We start from the raw sequence: 19,159 nt of genomic DNA, 5'->3' as shown, positions 1-19,159 counted from the left end.
TCAGCTCAGTACCTGGTGAATTTCTGTGGACAATCACAACACGACCCACCACCTGTGGACAACAACGACGCCCCCAGAAGACCACCAGGAACACACCACGAGACTAAGCACACGATTCGGGACCCAGTCCGACCTGCGTACTCACGTCGAGATCCTGATCTGGCAACTCTTCGATATTGACGTCTTTGAACGAGACCACGCGAGCGTTATGAATAAACCTGTTGGGACGGAACACATCCCAGACCCACCCATCCTCAATGTAGACCTCGAAGTAAGTTTGCCCCTTGTCCTCCACCGTGGTGAGCTCCACGTGGTTCGTTAAATAGAACCGCCGTTCGGTTTCAACGATGTGTGTAAACAGGTGCAGAACGTCTCGGTACTCTCTGTAGAGGTTGAGCTCCTGGGTGGCATGGTATTCTTCAAGATCGTCCTCGGAGTCGTGCATATCTCCATCATAGGTAATCCTGGCTACCCCGGGGCGAGGCGTAGCGGATACGACACCGGCGAGGCTGCGATCACGCTCGACGGCCGAATACATTCTGCGCAACTTCTCCAATCCTACAGCAGTGTGTCTTGACGATGTGCTGCCGGAATCAGATGCCAGCTCCGCCGATGATACGGAGAGATGCCCTGGTCGCGCAGTGCTTGGCGATGCTGTGCCGAGCCATATCCTTTGTTATGAGACCAGCCGTAGTCGGGGTAGAACGCATCAGCCTCGGTCATCAGTCGGTCGCGACAGACCTTGGCCACAATGGATGCGGCAGCCACACTCGCACAGTCCCGGTCGGCCTTGACCTGTAGATGTACTCGAAGCTCATCCGGGAGATGCCGCTGTTCCTCAGCGACCTCGACCGGCAGGCTTAACAGCCAGTTGAATTTTCCATCCAGGATTAGCACATCGGGCACCCGGTGATGTCGCCTCACCAGGTCATACCAGGCCCGGTACCCGGCGACCGCCAGCGCGGCGTTGATCCCCCACCGGTCAATTTCTGCCGGCTCGGCGTGGCCGATGCCCACCATCCACGATGTGTGAATCGTGTCTGAGAGAGTTTCTCGACGTCGGGCAGACAGCATCTTGGAATCCCGCAACCCCGGGATGAGGAGCGTGGTGAATGGGGAAACAGCACTGATTCCCACCGTTACTGGCCCAGCCAGCGCACCGCGTCCGACTTCGTCCATGCCGGCCACCAGGATGGTGTCTTTGGGATAGTGGTCGGGCCGGTGGGTACTTTCGTCGGCGGCGAGCTGACGTTCTGTCGCGAAGCTAGCGTCGGCAACCATTAGGGTTCAGGCACGTCGTTGAAAGGTTCGTCATTCGACCCGGCCGGGCCCCACCGGTCAATGGGCCAGGCAATGACCTCAGCACGTCCGACCACATCATCGACGTTAACGAATCCGTCGTTGGGCCCTTCCTGGTGGGCTCGGGAGTCTCCCGAGGCATTGCGGTGATCGCCCATCACCCAGAGCTTGCCTTCAGGCACGGTGACGTCGAAGTCTTGGTCGGATCCCGAGGCACCCGGATACACGTAGGGCTCGTCAATGATCTCCCCGTTGACTTGAATCTTGCGGGTTTGTTCATCGACGGTGACGTGATCGCCAGGCATGCCGATGATACGTTTCACCAGGTGCTGTTCTGAGGAATTTGGGAGGAGACCAACGCCTTCGAACACAGTCTCAAAGACGTTGCTGTCGTCGTCAACCGGCGGGAGCCAGCCCTGCGTATCTTCGAACACGACGATATCACCGCGTTTCAGGTCGGCCACCCCGGGAACCATGAGGTTGACGAAGATCCGGTCATTGACTTGCAGAGTGTTCTCCATTGATCCGGAGGGAATCACGAAGGCCCGGAAGAAGAAGGTTTTGATGATAAAAGACAGGACGAGAGCAGCGACGACAATAATGAGGATTTCTCGCACATTGACCCAGATACGACGTCCCAGACTCGGTGCGTCTTGGCGGTCATCACCCTGGTATGCAACATCATCGGACTGCTCGTTCAGATCAACGTCCTTGTCTAATTTGCTCATCGTGGATTTACTCTACTCTCTGGAAGTTCGAACAGGTCCTAGCACGCGTTCATTGTGCACCATGCCACCACCGGGGGCACCCAGCAAATCCCGAGAATCGAGGGAGGATTCCCGGTTGTCCCCCAGGAGAAAGACTCTGTCTTCGGGTACCGTGACGTCAAACGCTGTGCTTGAGGCAGGCCGGTCAGGCTCAGCAAGATAGTGCTCTTCGTGGAGCTCTTGGCCGTTGATTTCGATGCGACCGTTCGCGGTGCAGCAGGTGACCCGGTCTCCGCTGATGCCAATCACTCTTTTGACCACGTTGTCACGACTCGGGGCGATGCCGATCCATGCTCCCACGCTTTCGAGCACGTCCTGGAACGGTTGTTCCGGTTGATAGGGGGTAAATGAGCCTTGAGCATCGATGACCACCACATCTCCGCGCTCTACCGGATGGTGCTCGTAGTAGTCCGGGTCGATCCAAATACGCTCTCCGACTTGCAGTCCGGGTTCCATGGACTCAGAAGGAATCACGTACGAGTCGCTAAACCACCAGCGCAAGGTGAACACGATCGCCAGCACCACCACCAGCACGAAAATCAGCCCCCACATCAGGGCTTTGGCTCCCCCCGACACAGCAACGGACCGCGAGCCATCACGAGGGCTCACGGTCCGTTGCTGGTTCTGCTGTGTCACCGTCAGGACAAGCTACTGATCAGCGCTGACTAGGAGTCAACGCGCTTCTCGGGAATACGAGCAGCCTTACCGTGACGATCGCGCATGTAGTACAGCTTGGCACGACGCACGTCACCGCGCTTCTTGACCTCGATCTTGTCGATCACGGGAGAGTGCAACGGGAACTTGCGTTCAATACCGACGCCGAAGGACGTCTTGCGCACGGTGAAGGTTTCGCGCAGGCCCGAGCCCTGACGGCCCAGAACGTAGCCTTCGAAAACCTGAACACGCTGGGTCTTACCCTCGATAATGTTCACGTGAACAGCGACGGTGTCGCCGGCCTGGAAATCAGGAATGTCGTTGCGCTTCGACTTTGCATCGAGCTGATCTAAGATGTTCATGGATCTCTCCTGGTGGGACGCCGCAGGTCACCCACGTCATACAGCAAGCTCTTGACGTCTTGCGATGGAAATTTCGAGACACCCTTGTTGAGGGTTGTCCCGGTGCACACAGGCGGTACGCTATCCCCCGCGGCAGACAGCGGACCCAGCGGGCACGAGTATCTATTATGCCAGATCCTTGCGGATTTTCCATAAATCAGGTCTGCGACTCTTGGTTCGTTCCTCAGCTTGTGCTAAACGCCACGCGTCGACTTTGCCGTGATCTCCGGAAAGAAGTACCTCGGGGACCTCTCGTCCCCGCCACGTGGCGGGTTTGGTGTAGACAGGATATTCCAAGAGCCCATCTGAATGGGATTCTTCCACCAACGACGCAGGGTTTCCTACCACTCCAGGAATCAATCGCCCGATAGCTTCGATCATGGCCAAGGTCGCGACTTCTCCCCCATTGAGCACATAGTCGCCCAAGGACACAAGGTGCACTTCGAAGAGTTCTTCAGCCCACTCAAACACTCGTTCATCGATGCCCTCATAGCGTCCGCAGGCAAAAACCAGATGTTCGCAGTCCGCTAGGGTCGCGGCGGTGGGTTGAGCGAAAACCTCCCCGGACGGAGTCGGGATCACTAAATGCGGTGTGCCATAGCCCAGGTGTTTGCCGTGGGATGCCACTTCTTCCAGAGCACGTGCCCACGGCTCCGGTTTCATGACCATTCCAGCCCCACCACCGTAGGGTGTATCGTCCACGGTGCGATGCCGGTCGGTGGTCTGGTCCCTGAGATCATGGACATGAATCTCCAGCAGGCCCTTGTGGCGGGCTTTACCGATCAGCGAGACGTCCAGGACCTCGAAAAACTCGGGAAAGATGCTAATAATGTCGATGCGCATCGGGGTTAGTCCTGTCCCAGTTCCAATAAGCCAGCAGGCGGGGTGAGGATCACCAGTTGTTGGTCCACGTCGATCTCCGGAACGATTTCGACCACGAAGGGTACGAGGTTTGTCGTGCCGTTGGTGCGTGTGACTTCGAGCAAGTCCTGGGCCTCCCCAGGGATCAGGTCCGAGATGGTACCGATCGTCTCACCCTCAACAGAGTCGAGTTTGACCGTAAAGTCCGCTAAGTCTTCGGCGTACCACGCATCATCATCGTCTTCCAGGTCTTCCGGTTCAGCATAGAGCTGGCAATTACGGTACTGTTCGGCCTGGTTCCGGTCGCTGATCTCTTCGAAGGACAGGAGCAAAATATGCTTATTCCAGCGGGCGTTGTTGACCGTCAGGCTACCAGCTAATGGCGAGTCTTTTTTTCCATGATCCACGGTGAGCACCGCGCCGGGAACAAAACGAGTTTCTGGGGTGTCTGTGAAGATCTGAACGGTGACGTCGCCTTTAATGCCGTGGGGTTTGCCGATCCGGGCCACTCTCACGAGCCCGTCTAGCTTTTCCTGGGCCATGCCGATTCTTGCTCCTTAGTACCTGCTGGTGCTGGGTGGTTGTCATGTTAAAACACCGAGGGTTCCTAGAACAATGTGATCGGTGTTCTAGGAACCCTCGAGGTCATCTCTGCTTTTAGTGACGACGGTCCGTGTCAACCACGTCTACTCGCACCGAGTATCCGGCCAGCCCGTCAACGACAGCGCGCAGGGCATTGGCGGTCCGACCTTTTCGGCCTATAACACGGCCGAGATCGTCGGGATTTACTCGCACTTCGAGAAGCTCGCCACGGCGGTTTTCACGGAGGTCAACCTGTACGTCCTCGGGATAATCAACGATCCCTCGGACCAGGTGTTCCAACGCTTCTTGCAACATGATTATTCAGACTTTTCTTTGCTGTCTGCGTTCTCTTCAGTCGCAGACTCATCGGTGCTCTCTTCAGCCTGGCCCTCAGCCTGGTCTTCTTCCTTGTCATCACCCTTCGGGGTAATGGCCTCAGGAATAATCACCGACCCCTTCTCCGGAGCAACAAACTCCTCTTTAGCTTCCGGCTGCTTCAAGGTGGACTCGTCGTAGGACTCGCCCTTGAACTTCTGCCAGTCGCCAGTCAGCTTCAGCAAAGCCTGGACCTGTTCGGTCGGCTGAGCGCCGACCGACAACCAGTACTGAGCACGCTCAGAGTCAATCTTGATGAAAGAAGGGTTCTGCGTCGGGTGGTAGAGACCGATCTCTTCGATGGCACGACCATCACGCTTGGTGCGGGAATCCATCACCACAACACGGTAGTGCGGCGAACGAATTTTACCCAGACGCTTCAGACGAATTTTTACAGCCACTGTTGTGGTTACTCCTCTTTCTCACATTGAGTGCACGTCAACGTTTTCACTGGGGATCAAAGTTGAAACGTAGCGTGCGAACGGAAACGCAGAGGAAAGGATAGAGGGTCGTTTCCTCCGCGAATCAGTACCGAACCATTATGCCAGACAACGCACTCTTATTTCCACTCGACGCCCCGTGGTGGATAACCCCTATTTCAGGAACTTCTCGAAGCCTTTCGGCAAGTTGAGCTGACTGGGATCCATTCCCTGAGAGTTTTGAGCACCACCAAAAGAGCTGCCTTTCAAGGGATTTGGCTTGGGACGGTTAGCGGCTTTCTGCGCTTGCTCCCGCGCTGCAGCCTCCGCTTTAGCGGGGTTGCCGTAGCGCTGTTTCTTGGCGTTCTTTTTGCCACCTTTACCTTTTTTCTTGCCCCCGTGGCCACCCGCTGGCATACCGGGAATATTGGGCATGCCAGGAATACTCGGCATGCCTCCACCCGAGGCCATCTTCTTCATGACTTTCTGAAGCTGGCCAAACTGTTCGACCAAAGTATTGACGTCAGAGACTTTAACCCCAGAACCTTTTGCGATGCGAGCGCGTCGCGATCCGTTCAGGATCTTCGGCGCGTTCCGTTCATGCGGGGTCATCGACCGAATAATAGCTTCAATACGGTTAATGTGGGAATCGTCGAATTGGTCAAGTTGTTGGCGCATACTCTGGGCGCCGGGCATCCGCATCAACAGCTTCTTCATTGACCCCATGTTCTTGAGTTGCTGCATCTGCGACAAGAAGTCGTCAAAGGTGAAGTCCTCTTGCCCGGCGAACTTCTTCGCCATCTTTTCGGCTTCGGCCTTGTCCCAGTTACGTTCGGCCTGCTCGATCAGGCTCATCACGTCACCCATGTCGAGGATACGTGATGCCATGCGATCGGGGTGGAAGACTTCAAAGTCTTTGATGCTCTCCCCGGTGGAGGCGAACATAATGGGTTTGCCCGTGATGTGTTTGACCGACAGGGCGGCGCCACCGCGAGCGTCCCCGTCCATCTTCGACAGGACGACACCGGTAAAACCGACACCTTCGTTAAACGCCTGAGCGGTGGCCACCGCGTCCTGACCGATCATCGCGTCGAGGACGAACAGCACTTCCTGCGGGTTAGTCGCAGCTCGGATATCAGAGGCCTGCTGCATGAGCTCTTGGTCGACACCGAGGCGACCAGCGGTATCGATAATCACCACGTCGTGTTGCCGTTTCTTCGCTTCATTAACCCCGTCCAGGGCAACTTGGACCGGGTCACCAGTGGGATCTTCGAACTCCGAGGAGACGCCTGGGTGGGGAGCAAAAACAGGAACTCCGGCCCGTTCACCGTTGATCTCCAACTGACGAACAGCGTTCGGACGTTGCAAGTCAGCTGCGATCAACATCGGGGTATGCCCGTCTTCTTTAAGATGACGGGACAGCTTGCCGGCAAGGGTTGTTTTACCCGCGCCTTGCAGACCCACCAACATGATCACCGTCGGCGGGGTTTTCGCGAACTGGATACGACGGGTCTCGCCTCCAAGGATCTCTTCCAGTTCAGCGTTGACGATTTTGACAACCTGCTGGCCTGGGTTGAGCGCCTGGGAGACTTCTTCACCCAAAGCACGTTCCTTCACGCGCTTGATGAACTCACGCACCGCGGGAACAGCAACGTCAGCATCGAGCAATGCACGGCGAATTTCCCGAGCAGTTGCATCAATATCCGCCTCGGTCAGGCGACCTTTACCCTTCAGATTCTTGAAGGTCGACGTCAGACGGTCTGTCAGAGATGTGAACACTGGAAAGAAACTTCCTTCGGAAACGGTTATTAGCTCCTACCCAGGGTAGCAAGACTTACGTCGGTCTTCAGAAATAGTCAAGTCTGCCTGAGGAATACCAGCGTGACCCCTCAGTCAGAGAGAAACTCACATCACTGTAGACCGTAGCTCCAGTAGCCTTGATGCCGAGTAGGGGTTAGGGCTTGGGAGGTTTATCGCTCAGCACCCGGGAAGGAACCCAACCAGTACCCACCTTGGCAACCACGCGGGTCCACGAACCCTTCGAACCCAACACTCGAACGCGCTCACCAGCCGGAACCGTCCCAATCCGACGCGTCTTCGACGACGTACCAGCACGCATCGGACCAGACGAGGTCACATACTGATATGTCTTCACAGAGGATTCAAATTTGGAAACTTTGGAAGACGCATTGGACCGGATGCTGGGCAGTAGCGCATTCAGGCGGGCCCCGGGGCATGCAGTAGCGTTGGTATGGCGGTGGCCAAGAATGACGGGCGACGAAACGTGAGTACCGCTCTTATAACGCGCGGTCGAGCCCGGAGAAGCGCGCGAGACAAGTGTTGTTTTCCCTTGCGGGTTGAGATCGTACTGGTGCGCCTTCCACGCCAGAACCCGTGTCAGCGAGTTCACCATAGCTGTCGGCGGAGTAGCTGCCTCGAAGTTCCCGATGGCACTGACACCAATAGTGTCTGTGTTGAATCCTCCGGCCTGTGCTCCTATCGGCAAAGAATCCATCGACCCCTTGCGGCCTTCGTAGATCGTTCCATACCGATCGACGAGGAAGTGATATCCGACATCTCCCCAGTCCAGCGTCCGGGCATGGTAGCTATAGATACCGCGAACTTGCGCATAAGCTTGTGACCGCGAGTAGTTGTTGGTCCCCGCTGTGTGGTGGACGTACATCGCTTTGAGCGTGCTGGATTGCTTGCTGGGAGACGCCCAGGATTCGTTGGCACCCCACTGTGACCTTCGGACGATCGTTGGTCGACCTACGCTAGGGTTCTTCTTGCTGGTGGAAACATGGCTGGCGGTGTTGGCAACCACAGCTCCATCATTATCCGAAACACCGGGGTCGATCAGTGTAACCTCCAGGCCCGAAGGAACCTCCCCTGATTCGGTGTTGACGCGAACCTGCACGGCGTCTGCTTCCGTGGTCGCAAGTGGCTCTGTACCGATAACATCGCCCTCGGCCATTTCGTCATCAATGATCTCCAGTGATTCCCACTGAGACCAACGATCTTGCTCGCGAACGCGGATCGAAACATTAGTGACGATTTCAGAAGTGGATCGATGCCAGGTCACACCGGCAATCACGAAATCAATGGATTCCAGAGGAACAGTCAGCGCAGACAGCTCGCCTTCGTCGCTCTCCCCATCCAGAGCAGACTCGCTCAGATGGTCTTCTTCACGATCAGTCGCCGGTTCCGACCCTTCCGCTGCATCGGTAACCGTTTGCCTGGTTTCTTGGTCTGCTACAGTCTCATCGTCCTCAACAGCGTTCTCGCTCGGGTCAGCATCGACCGGTTCGGGATCCGCCAGTTCAGACTCGGTGGATTCCGAGTCGGTGGGTGCAGACTCACTCAGGGCAGACTCAGTTGGATCCTCCGAAACCTCGTTCGTCGCCGGGCTATCCCCCTCTTCATGGGCTTCTGCGTTCAGGGGCTCGGGCGAGGTCTCGGCTTCGATCTCTTCGCCCTCGGGAAGGGCTTCCCGAGAGACACCATCGATAGAAAATACCTGGATATCTTCACTGTGCACCTCCGCCTCAGGAAAGTCAGCCTCTGCAGGTCCTTCGGCGGTTTCGGCAGGCTCGTCGACTGTAGCATTTTGGCTGTGAACCGCAACAGAAACGGTGTCGGCTACTGCTGGACTGACGGTGGAGACACCGAGAGCAAGAAGAACGAATGAAACGGTGAGCTTTTTTCGCAAAGTGAAGCCAGGCATAAGGGGCCTATCCAAGGGGTGTGAGAGAAATGTGAAGACAGTGAGACAGAAGTGTCTAATTAGACAACCATCATGCTACCACAGGGAGACAATCTCAAAGCCGATCGCCTTGCATTAAGAGCGATGCGACCCCCAGACAGCTGAAGCCCTCCACCGAGACAGAAGCGAGCCGGTTCACCAATCGCTCCTGGCCGGGAAGAGGACTTCAATCGTTGCCATGTCACTGAATCAACTCACAGGACTGGGGCACGTCGATAAGACGCCACCTGTCCGGATGGTCTGAGTCAGTGCCACGGAGGTTACTCTGCTATCAGCGCGTCAACGAAACCGTGCGTGTCGAACGGGGCCAAGTCGTCGGCACCCTCGCCCAGGCCAATCAGCTTGACAGGAACACCCAGCTGACGCTGGATTGCGACCACGATGCCTCCCTTAGCAGATCCGTCGAGCTTGGTCAGCACAATACCTGTAACGTTGACGGCTTCGGTAAAGACCTTTGCCTGGGTCAGGCCATTCTGTCCCGTTGTGGCATCGATAACAAGCAGGACCTCGCGGACCGGCGCTTGTTTCTCAGAAACACGCTTAATCTTGCCGAGCTCGTCCATGAGGTTACCCTTGTTCTGCAGACGTCCGGCGGTATCGACGATCACGGTATCGACTTCAGATTCGATGCCCTTCTGCACGGCGTCGAAAGCGACTGAGGCTGGGTCGGTTCCTTCTGCCTCGGAACGTACCGTCTCAACCCCAACGCGGGACCCCCACGTCGCCAGCTGTTCGGCGGCAGCTGCACGGAATGTATCAGCTGCACCAAAGAGCACCGAATGATCTTCAGCCACGAGAACGCGACCAATTTTACCGACAGTGGTGGTCTTGCCCACTCCGTTGACGCCCACCACCATCACAACGGAGGGAAGGCCTTCTTGACGCGATACGGCCAGACGACGATCCATCGTCGGGTCTACCAAGTTAATGAGTTCTTCGCGGAGCATCTCACGGACTTGCTCGGTGTCTTTCGTGCCCTCAACGGTGACTCGTTCACGGAGCTTATCGACAAGTTCCAGTGCGGGACCGGAACCAAGGTCTGCGGTCAACAGAGTCTCTTCGATTTCATCCCAGACATCGTCATCAATGTCGTCCTGGGACAAGAGGGCGAGCAACCCTTTGGAAAAGATGTTGTTGGATTTCACGAGACGCGCACGCAGGCGCCCCAAACGGGTCTTGGCTGCTTCTGGTTTCTCCAGCTCGGGAGCAATCGGCTCCTCGATGACAGTCTCAAGCTCGTCGACTTCGGTCTCAGCCTGAGCTTCCTCCGATGGAGGCAGAACCGGTGTCTCATCTGGGACGGCAGTTTCTGCAACATCCTCCGGAGATGGAGCAACTTCCTCCGGAGTTGCGGTGGTTGTGTACACCACCTTCGTTTCATCAGGTCGATCCGAGACAAACGTCGACACCAGACCGACTAAGACGGGCAGAACAACGGCGCTGATAATAAGGATTTCCACCTCTTCAGTCTTTCATATTCTCCGGGTTCTTGCCGAGCCAGTTTCAGCCCGTTGCTAAGAGCACACTGAGGACAACCGAATCAATCCGGGCTTCGTGATTAAATCGAATATATGCCCCAAGATCGCGATGTCCCGAAAATTCCAGCAGAGCTAAAAGTCCTCATTACAGCGACCTTCCTCATCGCGATCGGGTTCGGTATCGTTGCCCCGATTCTTCCTTTGTATGCAGAGTCGTTTGGTGTCGGGGCATTTGCGGTCTCAGCTGTGGTGTCCTCATTCGGTTTAGCTCGCTTACTCTTCGCCCCCGTCTCCGGCCGAGTCACCAGTAAGTTTGGTGAACCCTATGTCTACACCACCGGCGTCACCATTGTGGCGCTGTCGATGTTTTTGGTGGCCCTTGCTCAGACCTACCCACAACTTCTCATCTTCCGTGGTTTGGGAGGCATTGGCTCCACCCTCTTTACCGTTTCCGCGATGTCGTATCTGGCCCGTAAGTCTCCCCCAACAATCCGCGGGCGGATCTCTGGCGCATATGCCTCTGCTTTCTTGCTAGGCAATATTTTTGGTCCCATCGTCGGCGGTGCTCTTGCAGGGTTGGGGCCTCGTGCTCCTTTTATCATTTATGGTTGTTCCCTTGTGGTCGCCGCGTCGGTCGTCTTCTTCACCCTCACCGGCGTCGGTCGTAGCAAAACGCACCGACCGGCACCAGATGACCGACCGGCGATGAAGCTCAGGCAGGCACTGAGCAATAGTTCTTATCGGGCAACGCTGACATCATTTTTTGCCAATGGCTGGGCTGCGTTCGGGGTGCGAAACTCCGTGACTCCCCTCTTTGCCGCCTCGGCCTTCGCGGGAATGACCTTCTTCCTCGACGGTCCGCAAACCGCGGCGGTCGGGTTGTCCTTATTTGCCGTGGGCAACGTAATTGCTGTGACCTTCTCGTCGAGGCTCTCCGACCGGATTGGGCGTAAGCCCCTGATCGTCTCCGGATTATTCATCGCTGGCGTGACAACTGGCGTGCTCGGCGTGTTCGTTAACCCTTGGTTATTCTTAGCCCTCAATACCATCGCCGGTGCCGGAACGGGTTTGCTCAACGCCCCACAACAAGCTGCGATTATTGACATCGTGGGTCAAGACAAGAAGGCAGGAACTGTGATGGCGACGGCCCAAATGGCATCCGATGTCGGCGGCATTGCCGGACCGTTATTGGTCGGGCTCATTGTCGACGTCGCTGGCTACGCCTGGGGCTTTGGCCTCACCGGGGTTATCTTGGTCACCGCCGCACTGGTCTGGACGTTTTCGCCCGAGACAAACGTCCCTATCACTCCGGGAGGCCCCCGGACCGGGTCCTTACCGAAGATTGATCCGACTCAGTCAGAGGCTAAGACTATGTTTCGTCATGACTCAGACGCTGGCTGATGACCTGGGATACCCCATCTCCACGCATTGACACACCGTAGAGAGCATCGGCGATGTTCATCGTGCGCTGTTGGTGGGTGATAATAATCAGCTGCGAGTCCCGTTGGAGTTCTTTGAAGATCGTCAGCAACCGGGAAAGATTAGCGTCATCCAGCGCAGCTTCTACCTCATCCATCACATAAAAGGGTGAAGGCCGGGCTTTAAAGATCGACACCAGTAGCGCAACGGCGGCTAGCGACCGCTCGCCTCCAGAGAGTAACGATAGCCTCGTGACTTTTTTACCGGCCGGACGGGCATGGACTTCAATGCCCGTTTCCAACATGTTCTCCGGATCGGTCAGGACGAGCGCTCCTTCACCTCCGGGAAAAAGCGTGGAGAAAACATGCTCAAACTGAGCGGAGGTATCCTCGAAGGCTTCTCGAAAGACCCTGAGCACCGTCGCATCGACATCCTCAATAATCTGCAACAGGTCCCTGCGAGAATTCTCTAGGTCCTCCAACTGTTCACTGAGGTATTGGTGTCGTTCCTGCACCGCCGAGTACTCTTCCAAAGCCAGCGGATTGACTTTGCCGAGCGCGCGCAATTCACGCTCGGCCTTCTTCAAGCGTTTCTCCTGTTCGTCTCGACGGTAAGCAGTCGACGATACAGCCTCGTCCTGATCTTGCTGGCCCTCGTTAAATTCGGGGATTGGTTGGTCGGTCCCAAAATTCGCGACCAGATAGTCGTGGGTGTACCCCAAAGTGTCCAGACTTTTTTGTTTGAGTTGCTCGAGCTTAATTTCTTGCTCCTGGCGGGCAAGCTGACGAGCGTGGGTACGTTCTTTGAGTTTCTCTAGATCAGATTGAGCCTGCTGGCGTCGGTGAACCAGAGCTTCCCGACGTTGCTGAGTTTTTTCACGAGTGGCCGCGAACTCTTGCTCATCAACCTCAGCACGACGAACCGAACTACCGATCTTTTCCAGAACTGTATTTACGGCCACGTGGACCTGTTCGAGGTGAGAGACTCGGTGTCGTTGCTGGTGTAGCGCGCGGGAATACTCTTGTTCTGCCAGGTGAGCAGCAGATAGCCTCCGCCGGGCTTGTTCCACGCGTTGTTGTGCCTGTTGTTCAGTCGACTCCTGAGTTCGCAACGCCAGCCGCGCATCCGTTTCAGCCCGTCGAGCTTCGACGGCGCGAGCCTCTGCACGCTCGGCTTCTTGTTCGCTCGGCGAATCTTCCGAGGTGTGCTGTTGCGACGCTACCCGCTCGGCAGCCACGGCTGTATCGTAAGCCTCCTGGTATCCTGTCACACGGTTCTGAGCCGCCTGAAGGTGATCGGCAAGCTCCTCCAATTGTTGCTCTGAACGCTCGCTATTCTGCAGGGTTTGGGCCAAGCTATTCTTCGTCGCTGCCTGTCGCTCCAGGTAGGTCGTCTCTCGCCGTCGAGCTTCATCTACCCTCTCGCGGATCTCGTCATGAGTTTGCTGCGAGGTGCGTACTTCCTGTCTCATACCCTCAATGTGTTGCTGTTGAGTCGAGATCTCCGTGTCAAGCCGATCTCGGGTCTTTTCGGCATCATCAAGCGACCCGCGAGCTTCGACATGGCTACTCCCGCCGGCTCCGTGAACCTGGACCCACAGATGCGTCATGAGGTGTCCATTCCGGGTAGCGATCACCACATGGGCATTATCGAGGTCGGTCTCCTCGAAGCGTTGTATAGCGCGTTCGGCTTCCTCGAGGTCTTCGCACAGCACGACGTGTCCGAACAGCTCTTGCAATGTCGCGGTCACGGCAGAATTCGCGTCTGGCTCACGCGCGAAGACGTGGTCTACCGCAGTAACAAGCCCATCAGGGAGTTGTTGCCGCTTCACGTAACTCTCCCCTTCAGAGGTGGGAGTGTAAATCCGCGTGGTCTCAACCTCGCCGTGTTGCAATAAGTCCACAGCAGCCTTGGCGGTTTGCGAGTCATCCGCCCAAAGCTGTTCAACCGCCACCGGTAGCACGGCCGCAACGGCGCGTTCCCACCCAGCTGAGACCACAAATTGAGAACTCAATTCTTCGACAGCCAGATCCATTAAAGACGCCCGAGCCGAGCCCTTGTGTGGTTCCAACGAATCCTTGAGGACCTCGATCCGTGCCTGGATAGCGCTATATTCACGATTCTGCGCGGCCAAGTGTGCCATCAGGTCATCCAGTTGGCCACGCTTCTGGGACAGTTTCCGGTCCGCCTCGTCAAGCTGGCCTTCGATCTGTGCACGTTGCCGTGCTGCCTCATCGGCCTGCGTTTGGTATGCGGAAAGTGAGTTTTGTAGCTCACGAAGACTGTCTTGACGGTACTCTGATTCTTCAGTCACGTGCCTGCGCTGGGCTTTCACTGCTTCCAGTTCAGCGATGGCCGAGGCGAGCTTTGCTTCTGCTGTGGCAATGGCGCGGTGACGTTGGGCCTCTTCTTGCAGTGAGTCCGTATATGCTTGCGAAGCGATTCTTGCTGCACGCTCGGCATCGTCCTTTTCCTGGATGGCCCGCGCCAGGGCCTTATCGGTTTCTGCTCTGGTATCGCAGATTTGCCGATATTCTTCGGCGGCTTGATCAAGCTGGGCTTGCGCTTGCTCGGCGGTGATGGTCGTGGTTTTCGTGATCGGTGCCGACGCGGTCCGCAGCCGTTCGTCGGTCACCGACAGCAACGACCGATACCGTTCCTGCAAACCACTGAGCCCGTACCGGTGTTCACGAGCGACGGTGGCCGCCTGCGTAATGTCGTCGAGTTCTTGGTCCAGCGCGTCCATTTGTTCAGAGACCTGAGTGATGTTCTGGCGAGCCGCGACGAGCTCTTCGTCGTTGCCCCGATCTTGTTCCACCAGATCTGCCACCACCCGCAGTTGCTGCTCCACGTCGTCGGCCAGCAGTCTGGCACGGGCATCTCGGACATCGTATTGGATGCGCTGGGCTTTGCGTGCCGTGTCGGCTTGACGCGAGAGTGGTCCTAGCTGGCGACGGACTTCTTCAGTGAGGTCTCTGACTCGGTCCAGGTTCCCACGCATCGCATCGAGTTTGCGAACCGACCGTTCTTTCCGGCGACGATGCTTCAGAATTCCGGCGGCTTCTTCAATGAACCCCCGTCGCTCCTCCGGTGTGGCATGGAAAATGCGGTCGAGTTGCCCCTGACCGACGATGACATGCATTTCTCGACCGAGCCCCGAGTCACTGAGAAGCTCCTGGATATCGAGCAGTCGGGCCGGTGACCCATTGATTTGGTACTCGGATCCGCCGGCTCGAAACAGGGTGCGGGAAATGGCCACTTCGGAGTATTCAATCGGGAGGGCACCATCAGAATTATCGATGGTCAGGGTCACCTGTGCCCGCCCCAAAGCCTGGCGACCTGAGGTGCCTGCGAAGATGACGTCCTCCATCTTGCCACCGCGCAGGTTCTTCACACCCTGCTCGCCCATCACCCAGGCCAGTGCATCGACAACATTTGATTTCCCCGACCCATTGGGGCCGACGACGGCGGTGATCCCAGGTTCAAATTCGAAAGTAGTTTTGGAAGCGAAGGACTTAAACCCTCGAACCTCGAGCTTTTTCAGATACATTTACACGTCACACCGGACGGCAAATAAGCCCTTATTCACCGAGTCCGTCGTCAAATTGTGGTAAACGAGAGCCCACGCCGAGTAGCTCTGCAATCGCCGAGACAGAACGCGGTGCGGCCCGGCCGTCACCATAGGGGTTTACCGCATTGGCCATCTTGGCGTATGCCTCGTCATTTGTGAGCAACTCGGAGACTTCCTCGACAACGCGCTCTTCGGCGGTACCAATCAGTCGGACGGTTCCGGCGGTCACCGCTTCGGGACGCTCGGTGTTCTCGCGCATCACGAGCACCGGTTTGCCCAGACCTGGTGCTTCTTCCTGAACGCCACCGGAGTCGGTGAGGACGACGGTGCTGAGGTTCATCAAGTGGGTAAATTCCCCGTATGCCAACGGCTCGGTGACGATGACATTTTCTTTGCCTTCCAGGAACGGCAGAATTGCCTCACGCACTACAGGGTTCTTATGGGCTGGCAAAACAATGGTCGCGTCCGGGTGTGAGTCCGACAGTCGTGCCAATGCTCGGCCGACACCGCGCATCGCATCACCCTGGTTCTCACGGCGGTGAGTCGTGACGAGGACGACCTTTCGTCCCTGGTCTACCTGCTCGATCAGTTCTTGCAAAGCAGGTTCACTGAACGGAACACGCTGGTCCACCACTTCAAGCAGGGCATCGATGACCGTGTTACCGGTGACGTAGATATCGTGCGCGTTGACGGCCTCACGGAGGAGGTTATCGCGACTGACCGAGGTCGGTGCTAAGTGAAGAGAAGAAATCTGGGAGGTAATCTTCCGGTTCGCTTCTTCCGGGAACGGGGAAAAGATATTGAAGCTACGGAGCCCGGCTTCGGCATGAACCACTGGCACACCACGGTTGAAGGCGGCAATGGCGCCAGCTGTGGAAGTCGACGTGTCACCTTGGACCACCACGGCATCGGGTTTCTCTTCATCCATGATCGCGTCGAGACCATTGATGGTTTTCGCCATCACCATGTTCAGGGTCTGGCGGGGCTGGATGATATTGAGGTCGTGGTCGGGAGTGATTCCGAAAAGCTCATTCACCTGGTCCAACATTTCCCGGTGTTGTCCAGTGACGGTCACCACACACTCGAATTGATCCGACTCCTGAAGAGCTTTCACAATCGGGGCCATCTTAATCGCTTCGGGGCGGGTGCCGTAGACCGGCATGATTTTCATTATGTCTCTACTCCTACATCACTACGACACAACGACCTCACGCGGCAGTGAGCCGGTGATTTCATTTTAGTATGCCGAGACAACCCTACACAGCTACCACCCTAATCAGCACATTTTCGTTGGGAGGGCCGAGATAAACATATGACCTTTCTCGATATCCTTTCCTTAGTACCCGCATGACTGCACTGTGATCACTGTGATCGCCGACATTCCCCGGGCTAGATACTGATCGCGCTGGTGCTCGGTACCTTTATCACGTTTTGCGGGCTGTCCTTTCTTCTGATGAACGTGAGAACTGTATATCTCCCCGATTCCTCAACGCCAGTAAAAGCGTACCGAGGAGTGTCTTGGTACCAAACTTCGGAGATTTCTGTCCCATCGCGATACAGGTAGAAAGCCCATTCATACTCACTCGGTTCGACACTGGCGAAATCGTTAGCCACAAGTATTCGCCCATGGATACGTTGCACGGTTGTCACTGAACTAGTGGGATCAGGATAAGACAGTGCGGCCGATGATTCACGCAGATCTGTAATCAGCCGAACCTTGGTTCGTGGAGCGGTTTCGTCCGCAGAAAGTCCTGGAACCGATAGGGTCTTCAGTGAGGCGATCTCGGGTGGGGGTGGCGTCACGACATCCAAGGCCGAGGCGACTTTTCCGAGAATGGTTGATCTGTTCAGTATACCCTGCTCCATCGTCCTTAATACTGCTTCATGTTGTTGTTGCAGAGGCTCTTGAAACTGCTCTGGAGCGTGTCCAACGATCGTCGCGAACCCTTCACGGATGAAGAGATCTCCAGCTCGCTGAGCGTTGAATGTGAAGCGCTGCGCGTCTGCCTCATCGCGTCGAATCTGTACGGTTTTGCCACTATCCGCTACATCATACGATTCGCGCCATGAGTCGTCGTCCGGCACCTTTTTCAGCTCTGCAGTGGTGAGACGGCTTGTCCACTGATCACTGTCGAAAGGGTACTTCAGCAACTGGGGCGCCGAAGCCTGGAATATGTCTTTGACCAGCTTGCCTTGGGTTCTTTCGTGGAATTCAGCGAGTCGCGACGCTTGCAAAAAGTAAGGATTAGCCAGTGGAAACAAGGGGACTTCGCGCTTGTCTAAAGCCTGTCGCGTGATACCGAAATGGTACCTATTCCTAGTCCGAAAGTAGTATCCGTCGAGGCGTTGGAACAGGTCGGATCCCCTAGAGCGTTTAAAGGTTCTTTCGAAATGCTCAGCAACTAATGGTTTGAAGTGCTTATTCGCAAGCCGGGGGTAGCTGTGCGCTTGGAGAAAAAAGTTGAAGACCCGCGGGTCCGACATCGATACGCCCTTTCCAAGTTCCCGGAAAACACGGTTAGCCAGACCTTCAGCAGACCCCGGGACGCGAAGTAGCTCTCCTCCACCTCCGCGGATCGTCATCTGGGGAATGGCGTATTCTCCTGAAAAATCGGACAGAAACATCTCGTAGTTGCGATTCGAATCGCGTATTTGATGGGTGAAGACACGCTCACTGAACAATAAGGATAAACCGCACTGTTCAGTAGGGCCCCACCACTCCATGCCGTGATCAGCGCGAATCGCATTGGCGAGCTGAATATCTCGCCCGTAAACCTTACGTTTCTTACCCTCATATCTTCGTGGGTCAAACGTCAAGACCTTGAAGTCTTGATGAGCACCAGTCAGTGTCAGGAGCGCTAGAGCGAGCCGGGAGTCAACGCCTCCGGAAAGGGTGATAACTTTCCGAGCGGACAACGAATTCACTGCAGTCGTCAAGGACTCTCTGGCTAGCTCTATGCCTAACGACACGGCGTCGGTGTAGTCATTGATTGTCTCAGAGCCCCCCAGTGTAACCCGCGGACGGATGGTCGCTTGGCGACCGGTAATCTCGAGGACGCAATCTGGCTCGAGAATATGTATTTGTTCTGCCATGGTCGTCGAGTCACTCATCCCCTCGGCAGTCCGGCCACGACTAGTTAGAGCGGCAACGTATGTACTGAGATTCAGATGAACCGAAACACCGGACTCTCGAAGAGCAACCGCAACGGCGATAAAGCTATCCGACAAGACCACCCCACGCCTAGGGATAATTGCATAAAAGACTGGTCCAAATCCGAAGCGATCGGCAAAAACAAGGTGTTTCACTCCTGACAACAGGTGTCGAGAACTAGCTATGGCTAGCCATTCCCCAGGAGCATCACGCAAGTCGGCAATCGTGAGATTCTCGGGGTGAGCGAACCCAAATTCTCCCCGGCAAAGCTGTTTGCCTGTCAAAGCAAGTCCACCGAACTCCGCAACCTTCGTATTTGGCTTCCACTTACCCGGGACCGCACTTTCTTCGATGGTCCGAGCTCGGGTATCAATCAGCACAGCGCGAACGACGGATGAGGACTGAGAATTCATGGTTGC

16 protein-coding genes are annotated in these 19,159 nt (G+C 56.2%); 1 reads left to right on the top strand and 15 read right to left on the bottom strand.

Annotated elements, in window-relative coordinates:
• Positions 1 to 103: 103 nt before the first annotated feature.
• The 12 genes from QDX22_RS01315 to ftsY all read right to left on the bottom strand — a co-directional run bounded on the left by QDX22_RS01315 (position 104) and on the right by ftsY (position 10,581).
• A complete protein-coding gene (locus QDX22_RS01315) occupies positions 104 to 538 on the bottom strand; it encodes a DUF2469 family protein (RefSeq protein ID WP_320410248.1) in 435 nt (144 codons plus the stop codon).
• A 20-nt stretch (positions 539 to 558) separates the two neighbouring features.
• Positions 559 to 1,281: a ribonuclease HII gene (locus QDX22_RS01310; RefSeq protein ID WP_110110040.1), complete on the bottom strand. Its 723-nt coding sequence runs from the start codon at positions 1,279 to 1,281 to the stop codon at positions 559 to 561.
• The gene (gene lepB, locus QDX22_RS01305) at positions 1,281 to 2,027 is read right to left on the bottom strand and encodes a signal peptidase I (protein WP_110100355.1); all 747 of its coding nucleotides are present in this window, start codon (positions 2,025 to 2,027) and stop codon (positions 1,281 to 1,283) included. The genes QDX22_RS01310 and lepB (QDX22_RS01305) overlap by 1 nt, the downstream gene beginning before the upstream one ends.
• A 12-nt stretch (positions 2,028 to 2,039) precedes the next feature.
• A complete protein-coding gene (gene lepB / locus QDX22_RS01300; protein WP_117328625.1) occupies positions 2,040 to 2,702 on the bottom strand; it encodes a signal peptidase I in 663 nt (220 codons plus the stop codon).
• A 29-nt stretch (positions 2,703 to 2,731) separates the two neighbouring features.
• Positions 2,732 to 3,082 (bottom strand): 50S ribosomal protein L19, encoded by a 351-nt coding sequence (gene rplS / locus QDX22_RS01295; protein WP_110099484.1) that lies wholly within the window; start codon positions 3,080 to 3,082, stop codon positions 2,732 to 2,734.
• A 165-nt stretch (positions 3,083 to 3,247) separates the two neighbouring features.
• Entirely contained in the window at positions 3,248 to 3,964 is a 717-nt protein-coding gene (gene trmD, locus QDX22_RS01290; RefSeq protein WP_110100353.1) for a tRNA (guanosine(37)-N1)-methyltransferase TrmD, read from the bottom strand.
• Between the two features lie 5 nt (positions 3,965 to 3,969).
• Positions 3,970 to 4,524, bottom strand: a complete 555-nt coding sequence (gene rimM, locus QDX22_RS01285) for a ribosome maturation factor RimM (RefSeq protein ID WP_110100352.1) — start codon at positions 4,522 to 4,524, stop codon at positions 3,970 to 3,972.
• A gap of 115 nt (positions 4,525 to 4,639) precedes the next feature.
• Complete coding sequence (locus tag QDX22_RS01280) at positions 4,640 to 4,879, bottom strand: RNA-binding protein (protein ID WP_110100351.1); 240 nt, start codon at positions 4,877 to 4,879, stop codon at positions 4,640 to 4,642.
• A 2-nt stretch (positions 4,880 to 4,881) separates the two neighbouring features.
• Entirely contained in the window at positions 4,882 to 5,340 is a 459-nt protein-coding gene (gene rpsP, locus QDX22_RS01275) for a 30S ribosomal protein S16 (protein ID WP_110100350.1), read from the bottom strand.
• 192 nt (positions 5,341 to 5,532) lie between these two features.
• Complete coding sequence (gene ffh / locus QDX22_RS01270) at positions 5,533 to 7,137, bottom strand: signal recognition particle protein (RefSeq protein WP_110100349.1); 1,605 nt, start codon at positions 7,135 to 7,137, stop codon at positions 5,533 to 5,535.
• Positions 7,138 to 7,312: 175 nt separating this feature from the next.
• Entirely contained in the window at positions 7,313 to 9,082 is a 1,770-nt protein-coding gene (locus QDX22_RS01265; protein WP_110100348.1) for an N-acetylmuramoyl-L-alanine amidase, read from the bottom strand.
• Positions 9,083 to 9,381: 299 nt separating this feature from the next.
• The gene (ftsY, locus tag QDX22_RS01260; RefSeq protein WP_233487817.1) at positions 9,382 to 10,581 is read right to left on the bottom strand and encodes a signal recognition particle-docking protein FtsY; all 1,200 of its coding nucleotides are present in this window, start codon (positions 10,579 to 10,581) and stop codon (positions 9,382 to 9,384) included.
• 111 nt (positions 10,582 to 10,692) lie between these two features.
• Here ftsY and QDX22_RS01255 point away from each other — a divergent pair, with 111 nt between their 5' ends.
• Complete coding sequence (locus QDX22_RS01255) at positions 10,693 to 12,000, top strand: MFS transporter (protein ID WP_110100347.1); 1,308 nt, start codon at positions 10,693 to 10,695, stop codon at positions 11,998 to 12,000.
• Here QDX22_RS01255 and smc read toward each other — a convergent pair.
• From smc to QDX22_RS01240, 3 genes are all read right to left on the bottom strand, one after another.
• Positions 11,969 to 15,568 carry a chromosome segregation protein SMC gene (smc, locus tag QDX22_RS01250; RefSeq protein ID WP_110100346.1) on the bottom strand — a complete coding sequence of 1,200 codons (3,600 nt, stop codon included), beginning with the start codon at positions 15,566 to 15,568 and terminating at the stop codon, positions 11,969 to 11,971. The genes QDX22_RS01255 and smc overlap by 32 nt on opposite strands.
• Before the next feature lie 31 nt (positions 15,569 to 15,599).
• A complete protein-coding gene (gene wecB, locus QDX22_RS01245) occupies positions 15,600 to 16,763 on the bottom strand; it encodes a non-hydrolyzing UDP-N-acetylglucosamine 2-epimerase (protein ID WP_110099475.1) in 1,164 nt (387 codons plus the stop codon).
• A gap of 215 nt (positions 16,764 to 16,978) precedes the next feature.
• The gene (locus tag QDX22_RS01240; protein ID WP_110100345.1) at positions 16,979 to 19,153 is read right to left on the bottom strand and encodes a hypothetical protein; all 2,175 of its coding nucleotides are present in this window, start codon (positions 19,151 to 19,153) and stop codon (positions 16,979 to 16,981) included.
• Between the last annotated feature and the right edge of the window lie 6 nt (positions 19,154 to 19,159).

The sequence above is a fragment of the Auritidibacter ignavus genome, from assembly GCF_029853775.1.
In the GTDB taxonomy this organism is placed as follows: Bacteria; Actinomycetota; Actinomycetes; order Actinomycetales; family Micrococcaceae; genus Auritidibacter; species Auritidibacter ignavus.
This window is presented reverse-complemented; position numbering and strand designations above follow the sequence as displayed.

Bases quoted from the DNA above. Each gene is read 5' to 3' on its own strand.
- QDX22_RS01315 (WP_320410248.1), bottom strand. From the start codon at position 538: ATGTATTCGGCCGTCGAGCGTGATCGCAGCCTCGCCGGTGTCGTATCC.
- QDX22_RS01310 (WP_110110040.1), bottom strand. From the start codon at position 1,281: ATGGTTGCCGACGCTAGCTTCGCGACAGAACGTCAGCTCGCCGCCGAC.
- lepB (WP_110100355.1), bottom strand. From the start codon at position 2,027: ATGAGCAAATTAGACAAGGACGTTGATCTGAACGAGCAGTCCGATGAT.
- rplS (WP_110099484.1), bottom strand. From the start codon at position 3,082: ATGAACATCTTAGATCAGCTCGATGCAAAGTCGAAGCGCAACGACATT.
- trmD (WP_110100353.1), bottom strand. From the start codon at position 3,964: ATGCGCATCGACATTATTAGCATCTTTCCCGAGTTTTTCGAGGTCCTG.
- rimM (WP_110100352.1), bottom strand. From the start codon at position 4,524: ATGGCCCAGGAAAAGCTAGACGGGCTCGTGAGAGTGGCCCGGATCGGC.
- QDX22_RS01280 (WP_110100351.1), bottom strand. From the start codon at position 4,879: ATGTTGCAAGAAGCGTTGGAACACCTGGTCCGAGGGATCGTTGATTAT.
- QDX22_RS01265 (WP_110100348.1), bottom strand. From the start codon at position 9,082: ATGCCTGGCTTCACTTTGCGAAAAAAGCTCACCGTTTCATTCGTTCTT.
- QDX22_RS01255 (WP_110100347.1), top strand. From the start codon at position 10,693: ATGCCCCAAGATCGCGATGTCCCGAAAATTCCAGCAGAGCTAAAAGTC.
- smc (WP_110100346.1), bottom strand. From the start codon at position 15,568: ATGTATCTGAAAAAGCTCGAGGTTCGAGGGTTTAAGTCCTTCGCTTCC.
- QDX22_RS01240 (WP_110100345.1), bottom strand. From the start codon at position 19,153: ATGAATTCTCAGTCCTCATCCGTCGTTCGCGCTGTGCTGATTGATACC.